This is a genomic window from Amygdalobacter nucleatus (genome assembly GCF_029167365.1).
Taxonomy (GTDB): domain Bacteria; phylum Bacillota; class Clostridia; order Saccharofermentanales; family Fastidiosipilaceae; genus Amygdalobacter; species Amygdalobacter nucleatus.
Genome location: NZ_JARFNM010000001.1, coordinates 478,028 through 496,699 on the forward strand (window position 1 = coordinate 478,028; position 18,672 = coordinate 496,699).

Consider the following 18,672-nt stretch of genomic DNA (forward strand, 5'->3'; position numbering starts at 1 on the left):
TATGCATGGCAAATTGGTATTTATGCTTGCATTTTTCAAGTGCCGAGTGCTTAAATTTGTGCAGCTTTATAGACCTCTATTTGTGTGATATAGAGCACATTATCACGTTTTTTGTGCATAGTGCATGAAAAAATCTTAGTAATTTAGGCAACCTTGATTTTTGTGAGAAACTTTTGTATATTTTAGATAAATAAATAGTTATAAATGCTATGAGATCGTTTAACGATTGAAAGGGGAGAAAGTAATGAAAAAGTTATTTTCAGTATTACTAGCTAGCTCAATGATGCTCGGCTTAGTAGCTTGCGCACCTAAGCAAGAGACTAAACCAGCTGCCAAAGAGACAAAAGCTGAGGCCAAAAAGAATGACAAGAAAGCTGATGAAACAAAGGCAGAAGCTACAAAGGTCACAGGTCAGAAGTATAGTTTGAAACTCTGGGGTTCACAGGATGACCAAGAGTTCTTGAAAGAGCGTGTTAAAGCTTTCCAAGAAGCTAACAAAGACAATGAATATGACATTCAATTGGGTGTTGTTGGTGAGCCTGATGCTCAGACAAAGGTATTGGAAGACGTTGATGCAGCTGCTGATGTCTTTGCTTATCCTAACGATCAGATGAGAGGCTTAGTTGAGGCTAAGGCTTTGTACAAAATTTCTCGTCCTGATGATTTGAAGCAAATCAAAGAAGAAGGCACAGGTCTTGAGGCCTTCACAATGGGTGAGAATGTTTATGGCTTCCCATTTGCTGCAGATAATGGTTACTTCTTGTACTATGATAGCCGCTTCTTCAGCGCTGACGATGTCAAGGATTTGGATAAGATGCTCGAGAAAGCAAAGGCTGCTAACAAGAAAGTTGGCATGGATATTTCCAATGGTTGGTATATCGCTTCCTTCTTCTTGGCTAATGGCGGTAAGTTCGAAGTTGACAAAGACGGTATCCAAAAGGTTAACTTCAATGATGAAAACGGCGTTGCAGCCGGCGAAGCTATCAAGGCTTTCACAGCTAACGAAGCTTTCATGACAGGTACAGATGATGAGTTCAAGGCTGCTTTGAAGGACGGCAAATTGGTTGCTTTCGTTTCTGGTACATGGAACGCTGCTGACGTTAAGGGCATTTTAGGCGAAGGCTATGCTGCAACTAAGTTGCCAGAAGCTACAATCGCTGGCCAGAAGAAACAATTAGGTTCATTCGCTGGTTACAAGGGTTATGGCGTTAATGCTCATACAAAGAGCCCAGTGGCAGCTATGGATCTAGCTCGTTTCTTGACAAGTGAAGAGTCTCAGGCTAAACGTTTTGAAATGCGTCAAACAGGCCCAGCTAACAAGAAGGTAGCTGCTAGTGAAGCTGTTAAGAAGGATGTTGCTTTGGCAGCATTGATCGCTCAACAACCATTCGCTGTATCACAAAATGATGTTTTGGGCACATATTGGGGTCCAGCTGAAGCTTTCGGTACAACAATGGAAGCTAAGGATTACAGCAAGAGCGTTAAGGAATTACTTGATGAGATGGTAAAACAAATTCAAGTTAAGCAAGAAGCTAAAAAATGAGGCTTAGTTGCCGAGACGAGAGGTGGGCTCATTAGTGAGCCTGCCTTTCTTTATTAAAGGGGACAGTATGAGTAATTACATTAATAAGTTTAAGGCAACACTTGCAAAGCTTTTCCATGCAGTGGCTGCCTTTTTTGTTAATTACGTTACATTTTTTGTAAAAGGCGATTATAAGACTCGTCTGTCTTATATCGTGATGGGTGCAGGCAGCTTCCTTAATCATCAAGTTGTACATGGCCTAGCTTATTTATGCTTTGAGGTTGCTTTCATTGCTTATATGGTTAATGATGGCTTCTATTTCATTCGTATGCTTCCAACCTTAGGCACTCAGCAACAAGGTGAAGTTTTCGATGAAGCAACTGGCTTGTACATGGTACAAAAGGGCGATAACTCAATGCTCTTATTGTTATTCGGTGTTATCGCAATTGTCTTGTGGCTAGTTTTCATTGCTCTCCATTACAGTAACGTTAAACATGCTTACAAAAATCAATGCTTAATTGCAGAAGGTAAGCGTCCAGAATCTTTCAAAGAGGAATGTCAAGCCTTACTCAATGAGCGTTTCCACGTTACAATTTTAGCATTGCCAGCTATTTTAACTATTTTATTTACTGTTTTGCCACTTATCTTCATGATTTTGATGGCATTCACCAATTTCGATAAAAACCACCAACCACCGGGCAATCTGTTTACATGGGTTGGCTTGAGCAATTTCCATCAAGTCTTTGTCGGTAATCCTTTGTGGGCTAAGACTTTCCAGAAGTTGTTCGTTTGGACGATGATTTGGGCTTTCTTTGCTACGTTCTTGAACTACATTGCAGGCATTGTGTTGGCTTTGATCATCAATCAGAAGCGAGTCCGTTTCAAGAAGTTGTGGCGTACAATGTTCGTTATCACGATTGCTGTACCTCAATTCGTGTCCTTGCTGTTGGTTTCCAAATTCTTGTTGGATCAAGGTCCTTTGAACGGCTTGTTACTCAACTTAGGTTGGATCAAGCATTACATCCCATTCTTGAGCAATGCATTGTTAGCTAAGATTACAGTTATCGTGGTCAACTTGTGGGTTGGTATTCCATATACCATGTTGATCTGCACCGGTATTTTGATGAATATTCCGCAAAACTTGTATGAGGCTTCCTTGATTGATGGCGCTAGCCCTTTCAAACAATTTACCAAAATTACAATGCCTTACATGTTGCAGGTAACTACCCCTTACTTGATTACCCAGTTTGTTGGTAACATCAATAACTTTAACGTCATTTACCTCTTAACAGGTGGTGATCCTAAAACTTTGGATTTGTATCAAGCAGGTGAAACTGATTTGCTCGTAACTTGGTTGTATAAGTTGACGGTATCTGAGAAGAACTACGCCTTGGCTAGTACGATTGGTATTATCATCTTCGTTATTACCGCTGTGATCAGTTTGATTGCCTATAACAACGCTAAAGCAGTAAAAGAGGAGGATCAGTTCCAATGAAGAAATATTCATCACTTAAAGCTTCCCATTTACTCTATGATATTTTTATCCATCTATTCTTGCTGGTACTTTCAGTTATTTGGATTTTGCCAGTTGTTTGGTTGGTCATGCAAAGTTTCCGTGAGGAAAAGGGCGCTTTCATTTCGTATATTGTGCCAAAGGGCTGGACTTTAGCTAACTATACTAATTTGTTTACAGATACGAAGCTCTTCAACTTCCCACTCTGGTTTATGAATACCTTTGCTGTTGCTGTGTTCTCATGTATCATCACAACAATTTTGGTTTTGTTGACAGGTTATGCTTTCAGTCGTTTGAGATTCGCTGCTCGTAAACCGTTGATGAATGTTATCCTTGTTTTGGGTATGTTCCCAGGCTTTATGAGTATGATTGCGATTTATCATATTTTGAAGGCATTTGGTTTGACCCAAACCTTGCTAGCACTAGTTTTGGTGTATAGCGGTGGTGCAGCTATGGGCTACTATATTGTTAAGGGCTTCTTTGACACTGTTCCCAGAAGTATTGATGAGGCTGCCTTAGTTGATGGTTGCACGAAGAATCAGGTTTTCTGGAATATCATTTTGCCAATGAGTAAACCGGTTGTTATCTATACGATTTTGACATCATTTATTGGTCCTTGGGTCGATTTTATTTTCGTATCCGTTATCATGAAAGATGCCTATAACAAATATACTGTCGCACTTGGCTTGTATCAGATGCTGTCACGTGAAAATATTTATAACTATTTCACTGAGTTCTGCGCTGGCGCCGTTATAGTCGCTATCCCAATTACGATTCTGTTTATTTCAATGCAGAAGTACTATGTTGGTGGTGTGACTGCTGGTGGTGCTAAAGGCTGATATAGCTTTGGTGTTAGACTTAAAAGGGAGCAAGCAATTGCTCCTTTTTTTATGCCCATATGAAGAGGTGAGGGGGGAGCTTCGGATTAAATAACAATATGTGTCTGACTTAAAAAGAGTATAAAAAAAGCAACTATCGCTAGTTGCAACTGAATATAAAAAATGGAAGATGCCGGGCTCGAACCGACGACCCCCTGCTTGTAAGGCAGGTGCTCTCCCAGCTGAGCTAATCTTCCATAAAAAATGCTGGCGGCCGGAGTCGAACCGGCACGGGTCGCCCCGCTGGATTTTGAGTCCAGTACGTCTACCAATTCCATCACGCCAGCAAATGCTGTGAACAGGTAAGATAATAAGTGAAAGAGAATCATTTGTCAATAGGCAAATTTGCGATTTGATTTAATTAGCATGTGATAAATATGTGATAAATCACGAGACTGGCAATTTTGGCTTTTAAGTTTGGCCGAATTGTGATAAATTCAGAATGATAAATTAGTTTTGCATATAAAACGAAACAAAGGGAGTAAATCATGTTTTTTGATACTAAAGAAAGTTTTAAGCAGGCTTTTGTCGAGACTTTGCGTAGCAATTACGGTAAGTCAATCGAACAGGCAACAGATGTTGAGAAATTTTTGACTTTAGCAAGTTTAGTTAAGGCACATGCCAATTCCAATGTTTACAAGACAAACACTTATCTTGAAAAACAGGCAGCCAAGAAGATGTATTACTTTAGCTTGGAATTTTTGCTTGGCCGTTTGTTAACTAATAATTTAATGAACCTAGGTTTGTATAAGGTAGTGCAAGAGGGCTTAGCTGATTTCGGCATTGATTTGAATACACTTGAAGATATTGAAAGTGATGCTGGTTTAGGTAACGGTGGTTTAGGCCGCTTGGCAGCTTGTTTCCTAGATTCACTTGCGACATTGCATTTGCCAGGTAATGGTAATACTATCCGTTATCAGTATGGTTTGTTCAAACAACTTATTACTAACAACGAGCAGGTAGAAGTTCCTGATCAATGGCTGCGTTATGGCAATGCCTGGGAAACACGTCATCCTGATGAAGCAGTTAAAGTTAAGTTCTATGGTGATGTTAGAATCACAATGAATTACGAAACAGGTCGTTTGAACTTTGAACATGTGAATGCACAAGAGGTTTTGGCTGTTCCATATGATATGCCAGTTGTTGGTGCTGATACTAAGTGCACAAATGTGTTAAGAATGTGGTCAGCCGAAGCTAGCGATAATTTCCCAGCTGATCAAGATTTTATCAAATACCTTAACAGCATTAACAAAATTTGCTTGAATGTTTACCCAGATGACAGCACGGTTGAAGGTAAATACATCCGTATTAAGCAAGAGTATTTCTTTATTGCAGCTGGTTTAGGCAGCATTGTACGTGAGCATTTGAAGCAGAATCCTAATTTGGATAATTTCGCTGAGAAGGTTTGTATTCAGTTGAATGATACACACCCTGCTATGAGCGTTGCAGAGTTAATGCGTATTTTCCTTGATGAATACAATTATGAGTGGGATAAGGCTTGGTCAATCGTCAGCAAGGTCTTTGCTTACACTAACCATACAGTTATGCAAGAAGCTTTGGAGAAGTGGCCAGTTGAATATATTCGTACACTTTTACCACGTGTATATACCATCATTGAAGAAATTAACCGTCGCTTCCGTGAAACTGTTTACAATCAATCACATGACCGTGATTTGGTTGAGCGCACAGCCATTATCCAAGACAATCAAGTCAAGATGGCTCATTTGAGTATTGTTGGCTCATTCAGCGTTAACGGCGTTGCTAAGTTGCATAGTAAGATCTTGGTTGAGGATCTATTCAGAGACTTCTTTAACTTGATGCCGGAGAAATTCAACAACAAGACAAATGGTATTACTCAAAGAAGATGGCTCTTGTATTCCAACCCTGAACTTACAAACTTGTTGGAAAAGACAATTGGACCTGAATTTAAGCACGACTTCACACAGATTGAGAAGTTGGAGCAATATATTGACGATAAGAAATTGCAAGAGGCGTTCTTGAAAGTTAAGTATCAACGTAAGTTGGCTCTTTGCCGTTTCCTAAAGGATAATTATCAGATCGAAGTTGATCCAAATTCTATTTTCGATACACAGGCAAAACGTTTGCACGCTTATAAGCGTCAACTTTTGAACATTTTGCATGTAATTTACCTTTATCAAAGAATTAAGCAATATCCAACTTTCACAATGCCAAAGACGACTTTCCTCTTTGGTGCCAAGGCAGCTCCAGCTTATGTTTTAGCTAAGAAAATCATTAAGTTAATTAACTGTGTGGCTGAGAAAGTTGACAATGATCCAGTTGCATCTAAGTTCATCAAAGTTGTATTCATTCCAAACTATCGTGTTACAGTTGCTGAATACTTGATGAATGCGAGCGATGTTTCTGAACAAATTTCAACAGCTGGTAAGGAAGCTTCTGGTACAGGTAATATGAAGTTCATGATGAACGGTGCAATTACCTTAGGTACTTTGGATGGTGCTAACGTTGAAATTTCAGAGCGAGTTGGCCTTGAAAATTGTGAAATTTTCGGTCTCAAAGCTAATGAAATTGAGAATATGCGTTCTACTTATTCCAGTGTTGACTATTACAAGCAAGACGCCCGTATCAAGCAAGCTGTAGATTCCTTGTTGGACGGTACATTCAGTTCTGTTCAAGATGATTTCATCGATATTTACAATGACTTGATCATTCGTAATGATGAGTACTTTGTTTTGGCCGATTTTGCTGCTTATGTCAAAGCCCATGAGCATATCAATGCTCTTTACAGTGATCGTTCTGCTTGGGCAAGACTTTGCTTACTCAATATTGCTAAGAGCGCTTATTTCTCATCCGACCGAACAATCCTTGATTATGTTCGTGATGTATGGCATATCAAAGCAATTGACAATTCAAAGTTGAAGTAGTCTAAGCTTTTAACAGCAAGCTACAGTGGCATGACTGTCGCTTGCTGTTCTTTTGTCTAGCAAAGGATAAAAATATGCGGGTTGAATGTTTTATTGATGACTATCGTTTGCTGCGATTTAAGCTCTACAAGCCAGTTGATCCAGCTTGTGTGCAAACATGGCAGCTTTTTTGTGATGATAAAGCTGTAAATTGTCAATTCCAAATTGCCAAAGAATCAGATAGCGCTTATTTAGTGGAAGCTAAGTTAGAGGCTGATTGCCGATATGGTGAGGTTTATCGCCTAGCTTGGAAAGAGGCTAAATCAAGTGATTTGCACTATTCATTACCAGCTAAATGGCGACATATTGTTTCAACAGAACGCTTTGATCAGCATTATTTTTATCAAGGGCAAGATTTAGGCCCACAATACACCAAGAAAATGACTACGTTCAAAGTGTGGGCTCCGACAGCTAATCAAGTGAGTTTGCATATACTAGGTCAAGCCAAAGATATTATGCAGCCTGATTATTCTCTAAAATGTCAGCCTGGGACGAAAGGTAAATTGTGTGATGAATTTTATCCTATGGAGCGCGGGCATAAAGGCGTTTATACAGTTACTGTGCATGGCGATTTGGATCAGATAGCTTATGTCTATGAACTGAATTTCAATGGTGAGCATAAGAGCGCTATCGACCCTTATAGTTACGCTAGTTTGCGTGATGCAGAAGCTTCAGTTGTGGTTAATCCAGCCAAATTTTTGCACAAAGTATATAAACCCAAAACTGTCTGTAAGTCTAACGTTGATGCTGTTGTTTATGAGCTGAGTGTCCGCGATTTGACCATGCACAGTTCTAGTGATGTGAAAGAAAAGGGTAAGTTCCTAGGCCTAACTGAAACAGGTACGAATATCTTTGGTCGTCCTACTGGCTTAGATTACCTGACTAGTTTGGGTATTACCCATGTTCAGCTCATGCCTGTGCTTGATTTTGACTCTTATCCTGAAGCTGATTACTACAGTTCCTATAACTGGGGTTATGATCCCAAGCAATACAATGTTGTAGAAGGCTCATTCCTTAGTGAAGATACGCCATATAATCGGGTCAATGAATTAAGGCATGTAGTAGATGTTTTACACCAGCATGATTTAAGAGTTAATCTTGATGTAGTTTTCAATCATGTAGGGCATGCAGATGATTATGCTTTAGAAAAACTGGTGCCATATTACCCGTTCCGTTACTTTGATACAGAATATCTGTCAAATGGTTCATTTTGTGGTAATGAAATTCGCTCGGAAGCTAAGATGCTGCGCAAATACATTGTCGATATGTGCGTGCGCTATGTGCAAATTTTCGATATTGACGGCTTGCGCTTTGATTTGATGGGCTTGCTTGACATTACGACAATGAATGAAATTGCTTATACACTTAAGCAACTTAAGCCAAACTTCATGATCTATGGTGAGGGCTGGAATATGCCAACTGTTTTGGCTGACAATATGAAAGCGATGATGTATCACAATTACAAAATGCCAGATATTGGCTTTTTCAATGATGCCTTCAGAGATACGATCAAAGGAAAAACTTCTATGGATGCCATCTGTGATTGTGGCTATTGCTTAGGCAACTTGGGCAAAGTGCAATTAGCGAAGGACCTTCTGCTAGGTTCCTGTTTAGATGGACGCTTGCGTAGCTGCAGTCAGTCAATCAACTATTTGGAATGTCACGATAACATGACATTTTTCGATAAATTACAGCACTGTCATGCTGCAAGTGATGCTTTTGAGTGCAAACAACGCGTTAAGCTGGGCTTAGCTTTGACCATTTTAGCGCAAGGTGTGCCGTTTATTCACTGCGGTCAAGAATTCATGCGTAGCAAGGGTGGAGCTGATAACACCTATAATGCTGGTGACAAACCGAATGCAATCAATTGGTACGATACGATTAAACAGCATGACGTGGTTGATTATTGCCGTGCTTTAATTAAGTTAAGACGTGAAAATCCAGAATTTCGCTTAAAGTCTCCAGCTCAAATAGCCAAAGCTTGCAGCTTTGAGGACTTTTATGATATTTTGCTTTACAAAATCAATGACTTAACAGTCTATATCAATCCAACTCCTTATGATTACAAATATCAGTTGAAACGAAAAGCACGTATTCTTTTGGCTGATAAAATGCAACTTCATAATAATGAGGTGGAGGGAGAACTCAAAATAGCAGCTATGAGCATTGTGGTGACACGCAATTTATAGTTTTAGTGATATTCATTAAAGAAAAGCAGCTTCTCATAGAGAAGCTGCTTTTTGTTGACAGCTTGACTACATAGTGCTAACGTTGAACGAAAATGTTTGTAGAAAAGGTTGAAATAACATGAAAAAAATAGGACTGAAATTGTGCAGCTTGCTACTAGCTGGCCTAGCTTCACTGGCACTAGAACAAGTTGTACAAGCAGAAACATACAGCCCTTATTTGCCAGATCCTGAAGCTAGCAAATGGCAATTAGTTAAACAGGCAGAATTTGATGGAACGGAGCTTGATCGCTCGTTATTCTCAGATGTTTATCTGACACATTGGTCTGAGCTAGACTTAGTTAAAGCTAATTATGCCCTTGGTAATGGCCGAATTAAATTAATGATTGACCAGTATCAGCCAGGCTGGCGTCCAGGGACTAAGCAACAAATTAGTAGTATTCAGACGGGTATGAAGGATGGACTCCATATTTGGGATAAGACTTTGCCAATAAGTGGCCATTTCCCAGCTGTTGATAATTATGCTACGAAATATGGCTACTTTGAATTAAGAGCTAAGGCTCAGAATGGTGGAGGTATCCATAGTGCTTGGTGGATGATTGGCGATCAATACAAGTATGATAAATCAGCCGAAGTAGATATTTTTGAGATTTTAGGTAAGGACATTCATCCGAATAAGAGTAAAGTTTGGGTAACTATTCACCCCTGGTACGACACTGTGATAAGGAAACAGAGCCTGAATTATTGGGTAGATGGCGATATTAGCAAGGATTATCATATTTATGGCTTTGAATGGACCAAAGAGGGGATGAAGTGGTACTTTGATGGCCAATTAGTCCGCAGCACCAAACAATCACCAGATTACAAGATGTATACGCTGTTAGGTATTTATCAATCCTGGGGTGGACTCTTTTCATGGCAGGGACCAGTAGATGAAAATCAGGCATATCCTAAGAGCTTTGATATAGATTATTTCCGTGTCTATAAGACAGCGGATATGTTGAATGAAGATGCAGAAGAAGCTCAAAAGGCTGAAGCAAAAGCTAATGAGATACCGAGCCGAGCTGCTATCTTTGGTGGCGATTTCACCTGGGACTGGTATCATCAACCAGGTCACCTGAATGATGACAATATGGGAACGACATTACAAAGCTGTGATGATCCTAAATTCCCTGTCAATATCTATGCCGATTTCAAAGAGCCTAGAGAATTAAAGCAGATGCAGTTATACACGCATTATGGTCAAGGCCAAGGTATCACGAATTTAATTGTTGAATACTTGGATGAAGCAAGTGGTGAATGGCTTCAAGCAGGGCAAGTCCATCATTTTAATTGGATGCAGAATAGTTCTGAAGTTGAAACGATGGAGCTTGAGTTTGACAATAAAATTACGACAAAACACGTGCGTGTAAAGGTGCTGGATGCTAACTTGACGTGGCACCATTTTGCCATTAACGAATTACAGTTTATGTAATTTGGGCGAACCATGGCTAAATTGGGCTATTTTAATTAATTTGCAGCTAAATTGTGCAAATTGAACAAAAAATGGAACATTTAACATGCCAATGGTGTTTGTTTTTTCTAAAAAGCTATGCTAGAATGAAGCCCACATGGAGGTATTTACCAAATGAAAATGAAAAGATTAGCAGGTATTGTGCTAGCAGCAACAATGTTAGCAGCTTGCACAGCTCAGAAGAAGCCAGCTGAAACAAAGGCAGCTAAAGCAGAAGAAACAAAAGCAGCTCAAGAGAGCAAGACTGATGCTAAGGCTACTAAGGCTGAGAGTGGCGAAAAAGTTAAACTTCGCATGATGTATTGGAACAAGGAAGAGACTGTTGCTGATTTCTTGAAGTTGGCAAAAGAGAAGTTGCCTAACATCGAGATCGAGTTTAACTTTGTTGATGTTGACCATTTCAAGGGCACATTAGAGACACAGTTACAAGCTGGTGAAGGCCCAGATATTATGCCATCTGGTGAATCACAAGAGCACATTCGTGCTGGTTATTTGATGGATTTGACAGATCAACCATTCATCAAGAAGTATTCAAAAGCTTCTATCGATTCAATCTCATGTGATGGCAAGGTATATGGTGTTCCTGGTATTTCATGGTTTGAAGGTATCTTCTACAACAAAGAAATCTTTGAAAAGAACAACATTGCTGTTCCAAAGACTTTTGCTGAGATGATGGAAGTTCACAAGAAGTTAAAGGATGCTGGTATTGTTCCTCAAGCTTGGGGTAACAAATCATGGGAGCCATTGGCTAAGAGCCCATTAGGTTTGGCTACAGTTGATTACCTGCAGACAGACGCTGGTCGTGACTTCGACGCTCAAATACGTGATGGTAAGGCTAAGTTCAGCGGTTCTAAGTTAGAAGAAATCGTTAATAAATGGGCTGATGCATACATCAAGGGCGGCTATATCTCACCTGAAATGTTACAAATCGACTATGATACAGCTTTGAAGCAATTCGCTCAAGGTAAGGCTGCTATGTGGGAATCTGGTCCTTGGGCAGTTAAGGCTATCAAAGAAGCTAATCCAAACTTGAAGTTCGACATGATGCCATTCGTTGGTACAAAAGCAGGCAACGAGTACTTGATCGGTGGTCCTGGTGTTACATATGGTGTTAACGCTAAGTCCAAGAACAAAGATGCTGCTTTGAAGGTTATCGAATTGATGGCTACACCAGAAGGTCAACAAGCTCTTTGCGCTGGTTCACCAGGTAGCGGTTCCTTCTTAGAAGACGCTAACATTAAGTTACCTGAGGAATTCACAGGCGTTAAGGAAGTCTTGAACAAAGGAAATGTTTATTGCCCATGGTTCGTTTGGAAGTGCTCTGATGCTTATAACACAGCTTTAGGTAAAGGCTTACAGGAAGTTATCCAAGGTAACGGCACTGTTGCAGATGTTATGAAGCAAATGGATCAAAAAGTTGAAGAAATAATGGCTCAAAAGAAGTAAGGCTATTTACTTTGATGTTTTGATTTAAATATTATTCTAGAAAAGAAGGTATTTAATACCTTCTTTTTTAGAAGCAAAGGAAGAAAAATGCACAAAAAATTATTTTCACGTTCTTTCAAAGAAACGCTGCAAATTGAGGCTTTGCTGCTACCAGCTTTAATACTGTACATTATGTTTGTAGCAGTACCGTTTTTTAGCACCTTTTATTTCAGCATTACTAATTACAACAAATTTCATGTCATTGATTATTCGATTGTTGGTTTTAGGAACTATTTAATGGTTTTCAAAATGGCTGAGTTAAAGCTCGCACTGTTGAATTCAATTAAATATGCTTTCTATATGACATTCTTCCAATCATTGATAGCTATTCCGTTGGCAGTACTATTGAACCGTAAGATCAAAGGCTCGAATTTCTTCCGTGCTGCTTTCTTCTTGCCAGCCATGTTTTCGCCTTTAGTTATGGGCTTTTTGTGGCAGGTGATTTTAGGACCAAGCGAGACTGGTTTGGTTAACCAAATTTTAATTAAATTAGGCATGCAACCTGTTGGATTTTTGAGCAGCAAATACGGCTTAGCTTCGATTATCTTTACCCAAGTTTGGCAATGGGTTGGTTGGGCTGTTGTTATCTACTTAGCTAACTTGCAGACAATTCCTGAAGACATGATTGAAGCTGCGCGAATTGATGGTGCTAATAGTTGGCAGATTTTTAGACGTATCACTTTGCCTTTGCTCTATCCTGGTGTAACTGTTGTAACTATCAGTTCCTTGATCGGTGGCTTGAAAGTCTACGATATTGTGCAGGCTATGACAGGTGGCGGACCTGGCTATTCTACTCAGACGATTATCAGTGCGATGATTCAATTCGGCTTTAACGATGGTAACTATAGCTTGGCGGCAGCCTTTGGCGTTGTCTTCTTTATTATTGTTATGATTTTCACCATGATTTTGCTAGCTGCTCTTAAGAAATGGGAAAAGGAGGTGTCATGATGAGACGTGAAAAAATGGTTAATTGGCTGATTTTTGCCTTTATTTTGGTTTTAGTCATTATCTGGATGGTACCTGTTTATTACCTAGTTGTTTCTACTTTCAAAACAGGTACAGAGGTAGCTGCCCATCCTTTTGCCTTGCCTAAATCATTTAGCTTTGCTGGTTATGTTAAGGCATTTAATGATATGCAATTTCCACGTGCATTAGCAAATACAATTTTCGTGGCAATTATGACGGTTGTTATCAACATTACCGTAAGTACTTTTGCTGCCTATGCCTTAGCTCGCCATGAGAGCAAACTTAACAATGTAATCTACATGTTTTTCTTAGTAGGTATGATGATTCCAGTTCAAATGGGCTTGTCTGGCTTGTACAGATTGATCAGTGCTTTAGGCTTGGTCAATAATTTGTTCTCAGTTGTTTTGATTGGCGCAGCTGGTAGTACGATTAGCTCTGTCTTCTTGATTAAGTCATTTATCGTTTCAGCTATTCCTAAAGAAATTGAAGAGTCAGCTAGAATTGATGGCTGTGGTGTCTATGCAGTTTTGTTTAGAATTGTTATTCCTCTGTTGAAACCAATTATTGCTACAGTCAGCATCATTGTTATGTTAGGTACCTGGAATGATTATTTGAATCCTTCTTTGTTCTTACATTCAAGATCCAAAGACGTTATTTTGCAGGAAGTTTACCGTAACGTTGGTCAATTCTCAACCGACTGGGCTAGTTTGTTCCCAATGCTGATTTTGGGTATTTTACCATTGACAATCATTTATATTTTGATGCAGAGGTTAATTATCAGCGGCGTTACACAAGGTGCTGTCAAAGGTTGATTTTTGGACTTGTTATTATGGCTAAGTTCTAACTTGCTTTAAGGTGAGAACTTAGCCTTTTTTGAAATAAGGAGAATTAAATGCAGATTAGACTTTTAGAAAATGAGCTATGGTACGCTGCTGTAAGCTCGTATGCTTTGAATATGCCATATAGCGCCGAAACTGATTTACAAGTTGATTTGAAAAATAATCCAACCCCAAATCAAATGCAACCGTTACTTTTGAGTAATTGTGGTCGCTTAGTTTACGCTCCTAATGGTTTTGTTGCTGAATTTAAGCATGGTGTGCTTACAGTTGATTCTGAAGTAGAATTTGTCGATGGCTTAGATAATCTAAGAGGCGCCTATTTGTATGCCGCTAACCATTTCTTTGCCAAAGAGGCCATTACAGTTCCAGATTTTTTGTTTGAATATCCAATCTATAATACCTGGATGCATGCACCTTTTGATGTGACAGAAGCAAAAGTGCTTGATTATGCTGAGCAAATTTTAGCCTTAGGCTTGCCTAAGGGCACAATCATCATTGATGATAAGTGGTGTGATGAATACGGCTCTTTCAAATTTGACTCACTCAAGTTTACACAGCCAGCTAAAATGCTTGCCAAATTGCACAGCCTTGGCTTCAAAGTTATGCTTTGGCTTTGTCCATATGTTAGCTTTGGCACAAAGGCTTATGCTGACTGTTTGGCACAGGATATTTTGTTAAAAGATAAAGGCGAGTCTTTTTCGCTCAGATGGTGGAATGAAAGCTCAGCTTGCTTGGATTTGTGTAAAGAAGCTGCTTTAGATTACTTACGTAGTAAATTAGCAGATTTGCAGGCCTTAGGTGTTGATGGCTTTAAGTTTGATGGTGGCGATAGCATGTATTATTTGCCAGAGCATGAGCCAGACTTGCAGAGCTATATTTGGGCCAAATTTGCAAGTAATTATGACTATAACGAACTTAGGGCTGAATTTAATGGCGCGGGCCTTAATTTGTTCGAGCGTTTGGCTGACAAACGGCATAGCTATGATGAAAATGGGATCAAGGCAATTGTGCCAGCGGCTTTGGCTTTAGGCTTAGGCGGCCATCCGTTTATGGCTGCTGACATGATTGGCGGTGGTGAGGTTAAGGACTTGTTAGCTGGAATTAAGCATGATAAGGATTTGTTCTTAGCTCATTGCCAGATTGCCTTATTATTTCCCAATGTGCAATTTTCTATTTTGCCAAGCAAGGTTTTGGGTGAAGAAGCTGATTTGGTTAACAAGATGCTTAAGCAAAGGGCAGAATTGTGGCCGTATATTGAACAGCTAATTAAAGACGCTCGGGTGACGAAAGAACCAATTTTAAGATTATTGGAATATGTTTTCCCTAAAGCGGGCTTTGGACACATCATGAACTATTTCATGCTTGGCGATAGATATTTAGTTGCGCCCACAGACTTACCAAATCAAACAGAAATTAGATTGACTTTACCTAAAGGGCGATGGCAATATAAAGATAAGATATATGCTGGTGAACAAACAATTAACCTTAAAGCTGATTATCGTAAGCTTTGCATATTGGAACGCTTAGATTAATCATTTGAGAAAGGATTTTGCAATGGCAGATGTATTAGGTTTATTAAGTGCAAACGATGAATTTTTCTATCCTAATAGTGAGCTCAAAATTGTGCCAACTAATTTGCATTTAGCAATGGCTTTGAACAATTACGCTTCTTTCCAATTGCTTTTGGAAAGCAAGGCTGAAAATGTTGAGTTTAAGCTTGATAGCTCCGATTTTATAGCTGAATACTATGAGATGCAGGCAATTCCAGTCGAATACAACACAGGCGATGGCGAAAATCAAGGTGGTGCCATGGTCTTAACTGATCGACCAAGTGTGAAACCAGCTTATGCTACTCGTTTGGCTCCATTTACAGTTTATGATTGCCTAAAGCGATGCAAAACTGGCCTAGTTCCAACTTGTGGGAACAAATTAGCAGCTTATGTTTCCTTAAAGGCCAAGCCCAATTTGAAGGCTGGTCAATATAAGGTGAACTTAATTGCTAAAGCTAAGGACCTTTTATATGAATTGGCTTTGGATATTAGTGTCTATAATGTCTTAGTCCCAGCTGATACATTTGATTTTACTAACTGGTTCTCAGAAGAAGCCATCGAACGCATGCATCATGTACGTAAAACTGAAAAAGCCTATTTGGCATTTCTGGATAAGTATGCTGAAGTAATGCAACGTTTACGTCAAAATACCTTCTATCTGCAATTTGATGAGCAGTGCCTAGTTGACCGTGCCAACTATAAGTTTGATTTTGAACATTTAACTGAGCGGATTAATGTATTCTTTAAGCGTGGCTTAAAGAATTTGGAATTAGGCGTGTTGTTAGATCGCGGCAAGTTGCCTGATGGAATGCCAGATATGTATACAGCTAACTTTAAGTGTGCTTTAGCCAAAGACTTAGAGTTTGATAGCATAGAAGGCTACAAATTTACAGTGCGCTTTGTGCAAGCCTTGGCAGCTTATCTTAAAAAGCATGGTTGGGCAGAAAATATCTTCTTCCATATTCATGATGAGCCAGATATTCACTATAAAGATGAGGCTGCCTTGCAGGCACGCAGACGCCAATATTATTTAGCAGTTTCAATTTTGCGTAAGTATTTGCCAAATGTACGGGTGATCGAGGCGGTTGATTCACCCAAATTTAGAGGTGGCATTGATATTTGGGTCCCAGGTACAGCTGGTTATGAGCGTCAGAAAGCTGAATTTGACCAGCTGATTGAATTAGGCGAGACTGTTTGGGCTTATGTATGTTGTGGACCAGAAGGCTATTGGCTGAATCGCTTCCTAGATTGTCCACTTCTCAAGAACAGATTGTTGTTCTGGGGCTGTGCCAAGAACAGATTGTGTGGCTTCTTACACTGGGGCTTGAATCAATTCCCAGAGGGTATGGATCCATTCAAAGCCACAAGTTGTCCTAACCATACTGGCATAGGTACGAATTTCCCTTGTGGTGATGCCTTTATTGTTTATCCAACCTTGGAAGATGTGCATATTGGCATGCGCTTTGAGTCAGAACGCAGAGGCGCAGAAGATGTAGCTTTGTTCCAAGTGCTCTATCAAAAAGATAAAGCTTATTTTTATGAGTTATTAGATCAGGCATTTACTAACAATTACACTTACGAAACTGATCCTAGCAAAATAAGTGAGCTCTATGAAAAGCTGTTGGCTAGATTAGCTGAATTAGCTTAGAGTGAGCTAAACTGAATTAAACAAAACAGGGGCAAGTTCCAAACTACCTTGCCCCTTGCTTTACTTACATTTTAGTTATTCTTGTTCTATGCTTGCTATGCCAAGTTATCGTTTGTAAATGTTAGAAAGATAAGTTTACAAATCAAGTTAGATAAACAGTTGACATTTATAAGAAGATATTCTATTATTATTAGGCGTTCAGCGTTCCGCACTGAAAGAGATGTGGCGCAGTAGTTCAGTTGGTTAGAATGCCAGCCTGTCACGCTGGAGGTCACGGGTTCGAGGCCCGTCTGCGTCGCTTTTAGCGATCTGAAGGATCGCTATTTTTTGCCCAGATAGCTCAGTCGGCAGAGCAGGGGACTGAAAATCCCCGTGTCGTTGGTTCGATTCCGACTCTGGGCATTAGCCTAGGTTAATACCTAGGCTTTTATTTTTAATGCGATAATGTTGCTTAATATGATAATGTTGCTTAATACGACAGATTTGTAAGGAGTAGAGCCTTGCTAAACGATTATACGAGTGATTGCACCAATTTGCGCAAAGCAGTTAAACATAGACGTAAGAAACGTAAATTGCTGTATTTACTGATATTGACTAGTTGCTTGTTGTTATTATTGATTGCTCTATTACTGATACATGCTTTAGCTAGGCACGGCGAAGAATTAGCTGAGAAAATCATTCCTAGTTATAGCTTTGCCATTGAACAAACTGAGCCAACTAAAGACAAGCAGACGCTTGCTTTGGAAAAATTAAAAATAGAGTCTGCACAAGCTCCCTTAAATTTAGCTGGGGCAGATTTGCAATTTAATAGTCAGAATATATTAGTGCTAGATTTAAGCGATTCCAAAATTTTGTTCAGTAAAGCTGGCTTAGAACAGGCATATCCTGCTTCTTTAGTTAAGATGATGACTTCTATTTTAGCCTATGAAAATATTAAGGACTTAGATGCACCGTTAACAATGTCGGAAGATATGTATCATGAATTTTACCGAATTGATGCCTCTATGGCTGGTTACTTACCTCACGAAAAAACAAGTGCGCGTGAGCTTTTGTATGGCTTATTTTTGGCTTCTGGTGCTGAATGTAGCACCCAGTTAGCCCTAACAGTAGATCCTGATTTGAACAGCTTTGTGGCTAAAATGAATGCTAAAGCGAAAGAAATTGGCATGTACCAGACGAATTTCACGAATGTAACGGGTTTGCATGATCCAAAACAAGTTACAAGCGCTTATGACATGGCCAAATGCCTTGCTTATATTGCCAAATATCCCGCTTTGCGCGAGATTATGCTCGCTAAGTCACACATTGCACCCAAAACTGAACAACATCCCAAAGGCTTCGAATATAACAATCTGGTTTTCAAGCGCTTTGAATTAATTCCTAATCGCTGGGAGTTTATGTGGGATATTTTAGGTGGTAAGACTGGCTATACGGATGAAGCGAAGCAGACAATGGCTACTTTGATTGCTTATCAAGGCAAGGAATATGTGATTGTCACATTGAATGCTAGCTTTACCAAAGGGATGAAAGCTAATCCTCTAGCTTTGGATATAGTGAACATCATGGATGAGCTTTTACAAAAAGCTGCTTAATTAGAATGAATTAGGACGCTCGTTTATTTCCTAGCTTT

General features: G+C 39.5%; 12 protein-coding genes and 4 tRNA genes. 14 read left to right on the forward strand and 2 right to left on the reverse strand.

All coding sequences use genetic code 11. The features are described 5' to 3' along the window. Nucleotides 1–244: 244 nt before the first annotated feature. The 3 genes from PYS62_RS02150 (at nucleotide 245) to PYS62_RS02160 (ending at nucleotide 3,874) form a co-directional block, all read left to right on the forward strand. On the forward strand, nucleotides 245–1,543 hold the full coding sequence (locus PYS62_RS02150) for an extracellular solute-binding protein (RefSeq protein ID WP_066714704.1): 1,299 nt from the start codon (nucleotides 245–247) through the stop codon (nucleotides 1,541–1,543). Between the two features lie 67 nt (nucleotides 1,544–1,610). Further along, a complete protein-coding gene (locus PYS62_RS02155; protein ID WP_082714366.1) occupies nucleotides 1,611–3,017 on the forward strand; it encodes a carbohydrate ABC transporter permease in 1,407 nt (468 codons plus the stop codon). Continuing rightward, nucleotides 3,014–3,874 (forward strand): sugar ABC transporter permease, encoded by an 861-nt coding sequence (locus tag PYS62_RS02160; protein WP_066714703.1) that lies wholly within the window; start codon nucleotides 3,014–3,016, stop codon nucleotides 3,872–3,874. Before PYS62_RS02155 ends, PYS62_RS02160 begins: the two co-directional genes overlap by 4 nt. Before the next feature lie 163 nt (nucleotides 3,875–4,037). Here the strand turns inward: PYS62_RS02160 and PYS62_RS02165 are convergent. Together PYS62_RS02165 and PYS62_RS02170 are read right to left on the reverse strand one after the other, a co-directional pair. Beyond that, a tRNA-Val gene (locus tag PYS62_RS02165) sits at nucleotides 4,038–4,110 on the reverse strand. Between the two features lie 8 nt (nucleotides 4,111–4,118). Continuing rightward, nucleotides 4,119–4,200, reverse strand: a tRNA-Leu gene (locus PYS62_RS02170). A gap of 201 nt (nucleotides 4,201–4,401) precedes the next feature. Here PYS62_RS02170 and PYS62_RS02175 point away from each other — a divergent pair. The 11 genes from PYS62_RS02175 (at nucleotide 4,402) to PYS62_RS02225 (ending at nucleotide 18,634) form a co-directional block, all read left to right on the forward strand. Next, the gene (locus PYS62_RS02175; protein ID WP_066714702.1) at nucleotides 4,402–6,816 is read left to right on the forward strand and encodes a glycogen/starch/alpha-glucan phosphorylase; all 2,415 of its coding nucleotides are present in this window, start codon (nucleotides 4,402–4,404) and stop codon (nucleotides 6,814–6,816) included. A gap of 74 nt (nucleotides 6,817–6,890) precedes the next feature. Further along, a complete protein-coding gene (pulA, locus tag PYS62_RS02180; RefSeq protein ID WP_066714697.1) occupies nucleotides 6,891–9,044 on the forward strand; it encodes a type I pullulanase in 2,154 nt (717 codons plus the stop codon). Nucleotides 9,045–9,162: 118 nt separating this feature from the next. Further along, nucleotides 9,163–10,515: a glycoside hydrolase family 16 protein gene (locus PYS62_RS02185; protein ID WP_066714696.1), complete on the forward strand. Its 1,353-nt coding sequence runs from the start codon at nucleotides 9,163–9,165 to the stop codon at nucleotides 10,513–10,515. Nucleotides 10,516–10,668: 153 nt separating this feature from the next. Further along, a complete protein-coding gene (locus PYS62_RS02190) occupies nucleotides 10,669–12,000 on the forward strand; it encodes an ABC transporter substrate-binding protein (protein WP_066714694.1) in 1,332 nt (443 codons plus the stop codon). Nucleotides 12,001–12,087: 87 nt separating this feature from the next. Then, nucleotides 12,088–12,987, forward strand: coding sequence for a carbohydrate ABC transporter permease (locus tag PYS62_RS02195; protein WP_066714692.1), 900 nt, complete (start codon nucleotides 12,088–12,090; stop codon nucleotides 12,985–12,987). Continuing rightward, nucleotides 12,984–13,817, forward strand: a complete 834-nt coding sequence (locus tag PYS62_RS02200; RefSeq protein WP_066714690.1) for a carbohydrate ABC transporter permease — start codon at nucleotides 12,984–12,986, stop codon at nucleotides 13,815–13,817. Before PYS62_RS02195 ends, PYS62_RS02200 begins: the two co-directional genes overlap by 4 nt. A gap of 80 nt (nucleotides 13,818–13,897) precedes the next feature. After that, nucleotides 13,898–15,376 (forward strand): glycoside hydrolase family 31 protein, encoded by a 1,479-nt coding sequence (locus tag PYS62_RS02205; RefSeq protein WP_066714688.1) that lies wholly within the window; start codon nucleotides 13,898–13,900, stop codon nucleotides 15,374–15,376. A 22-nt stretch (nucleotides 15,377–15,398) separates the two neighbouring features. Then, complete coding sequence (locus tag PYS62_RS02210) at nucleotides 15,399–17,042, forward strand: DUF4091 domain-containing protein (protein WP_066714687.1); 1,644 nt, start codon at nucleotides 15,399–15,401, stop codon at nucleotides 17,040–17,042. Between the two features lie 224 nt (nucleotides 17,043–17,266). Then, a tRNA-Asp gene (locus PYS62_RS02215) sits at nucleotides 17,267–17,340 on the forward strand. 31 nt (nucleotides 17,341–17,371) lie between these two features. Next, nucleotides 17,372–17,444, forward strand: a tRNA-Phe gene (locus PYS62_RS02220). A gap of 98 nt (nucleotides 17,445–17,542) precedes the next feature. Continuing rightward, nucleotides 17,543–18,634: a D-alanyl-D-alanine carboxypeptidase family protein gene (locus PYS62_RS02225; protein WP_066714685.1), complete on the forward strand. Its 1,092-nt coding sequence runs from the start codon at nucleotides 17,543–17,545 to the stop codon at nucleotides 18,632–18,634. Nucleotides 18,635–18,672 lie beyond the last annotated feature (38 nt).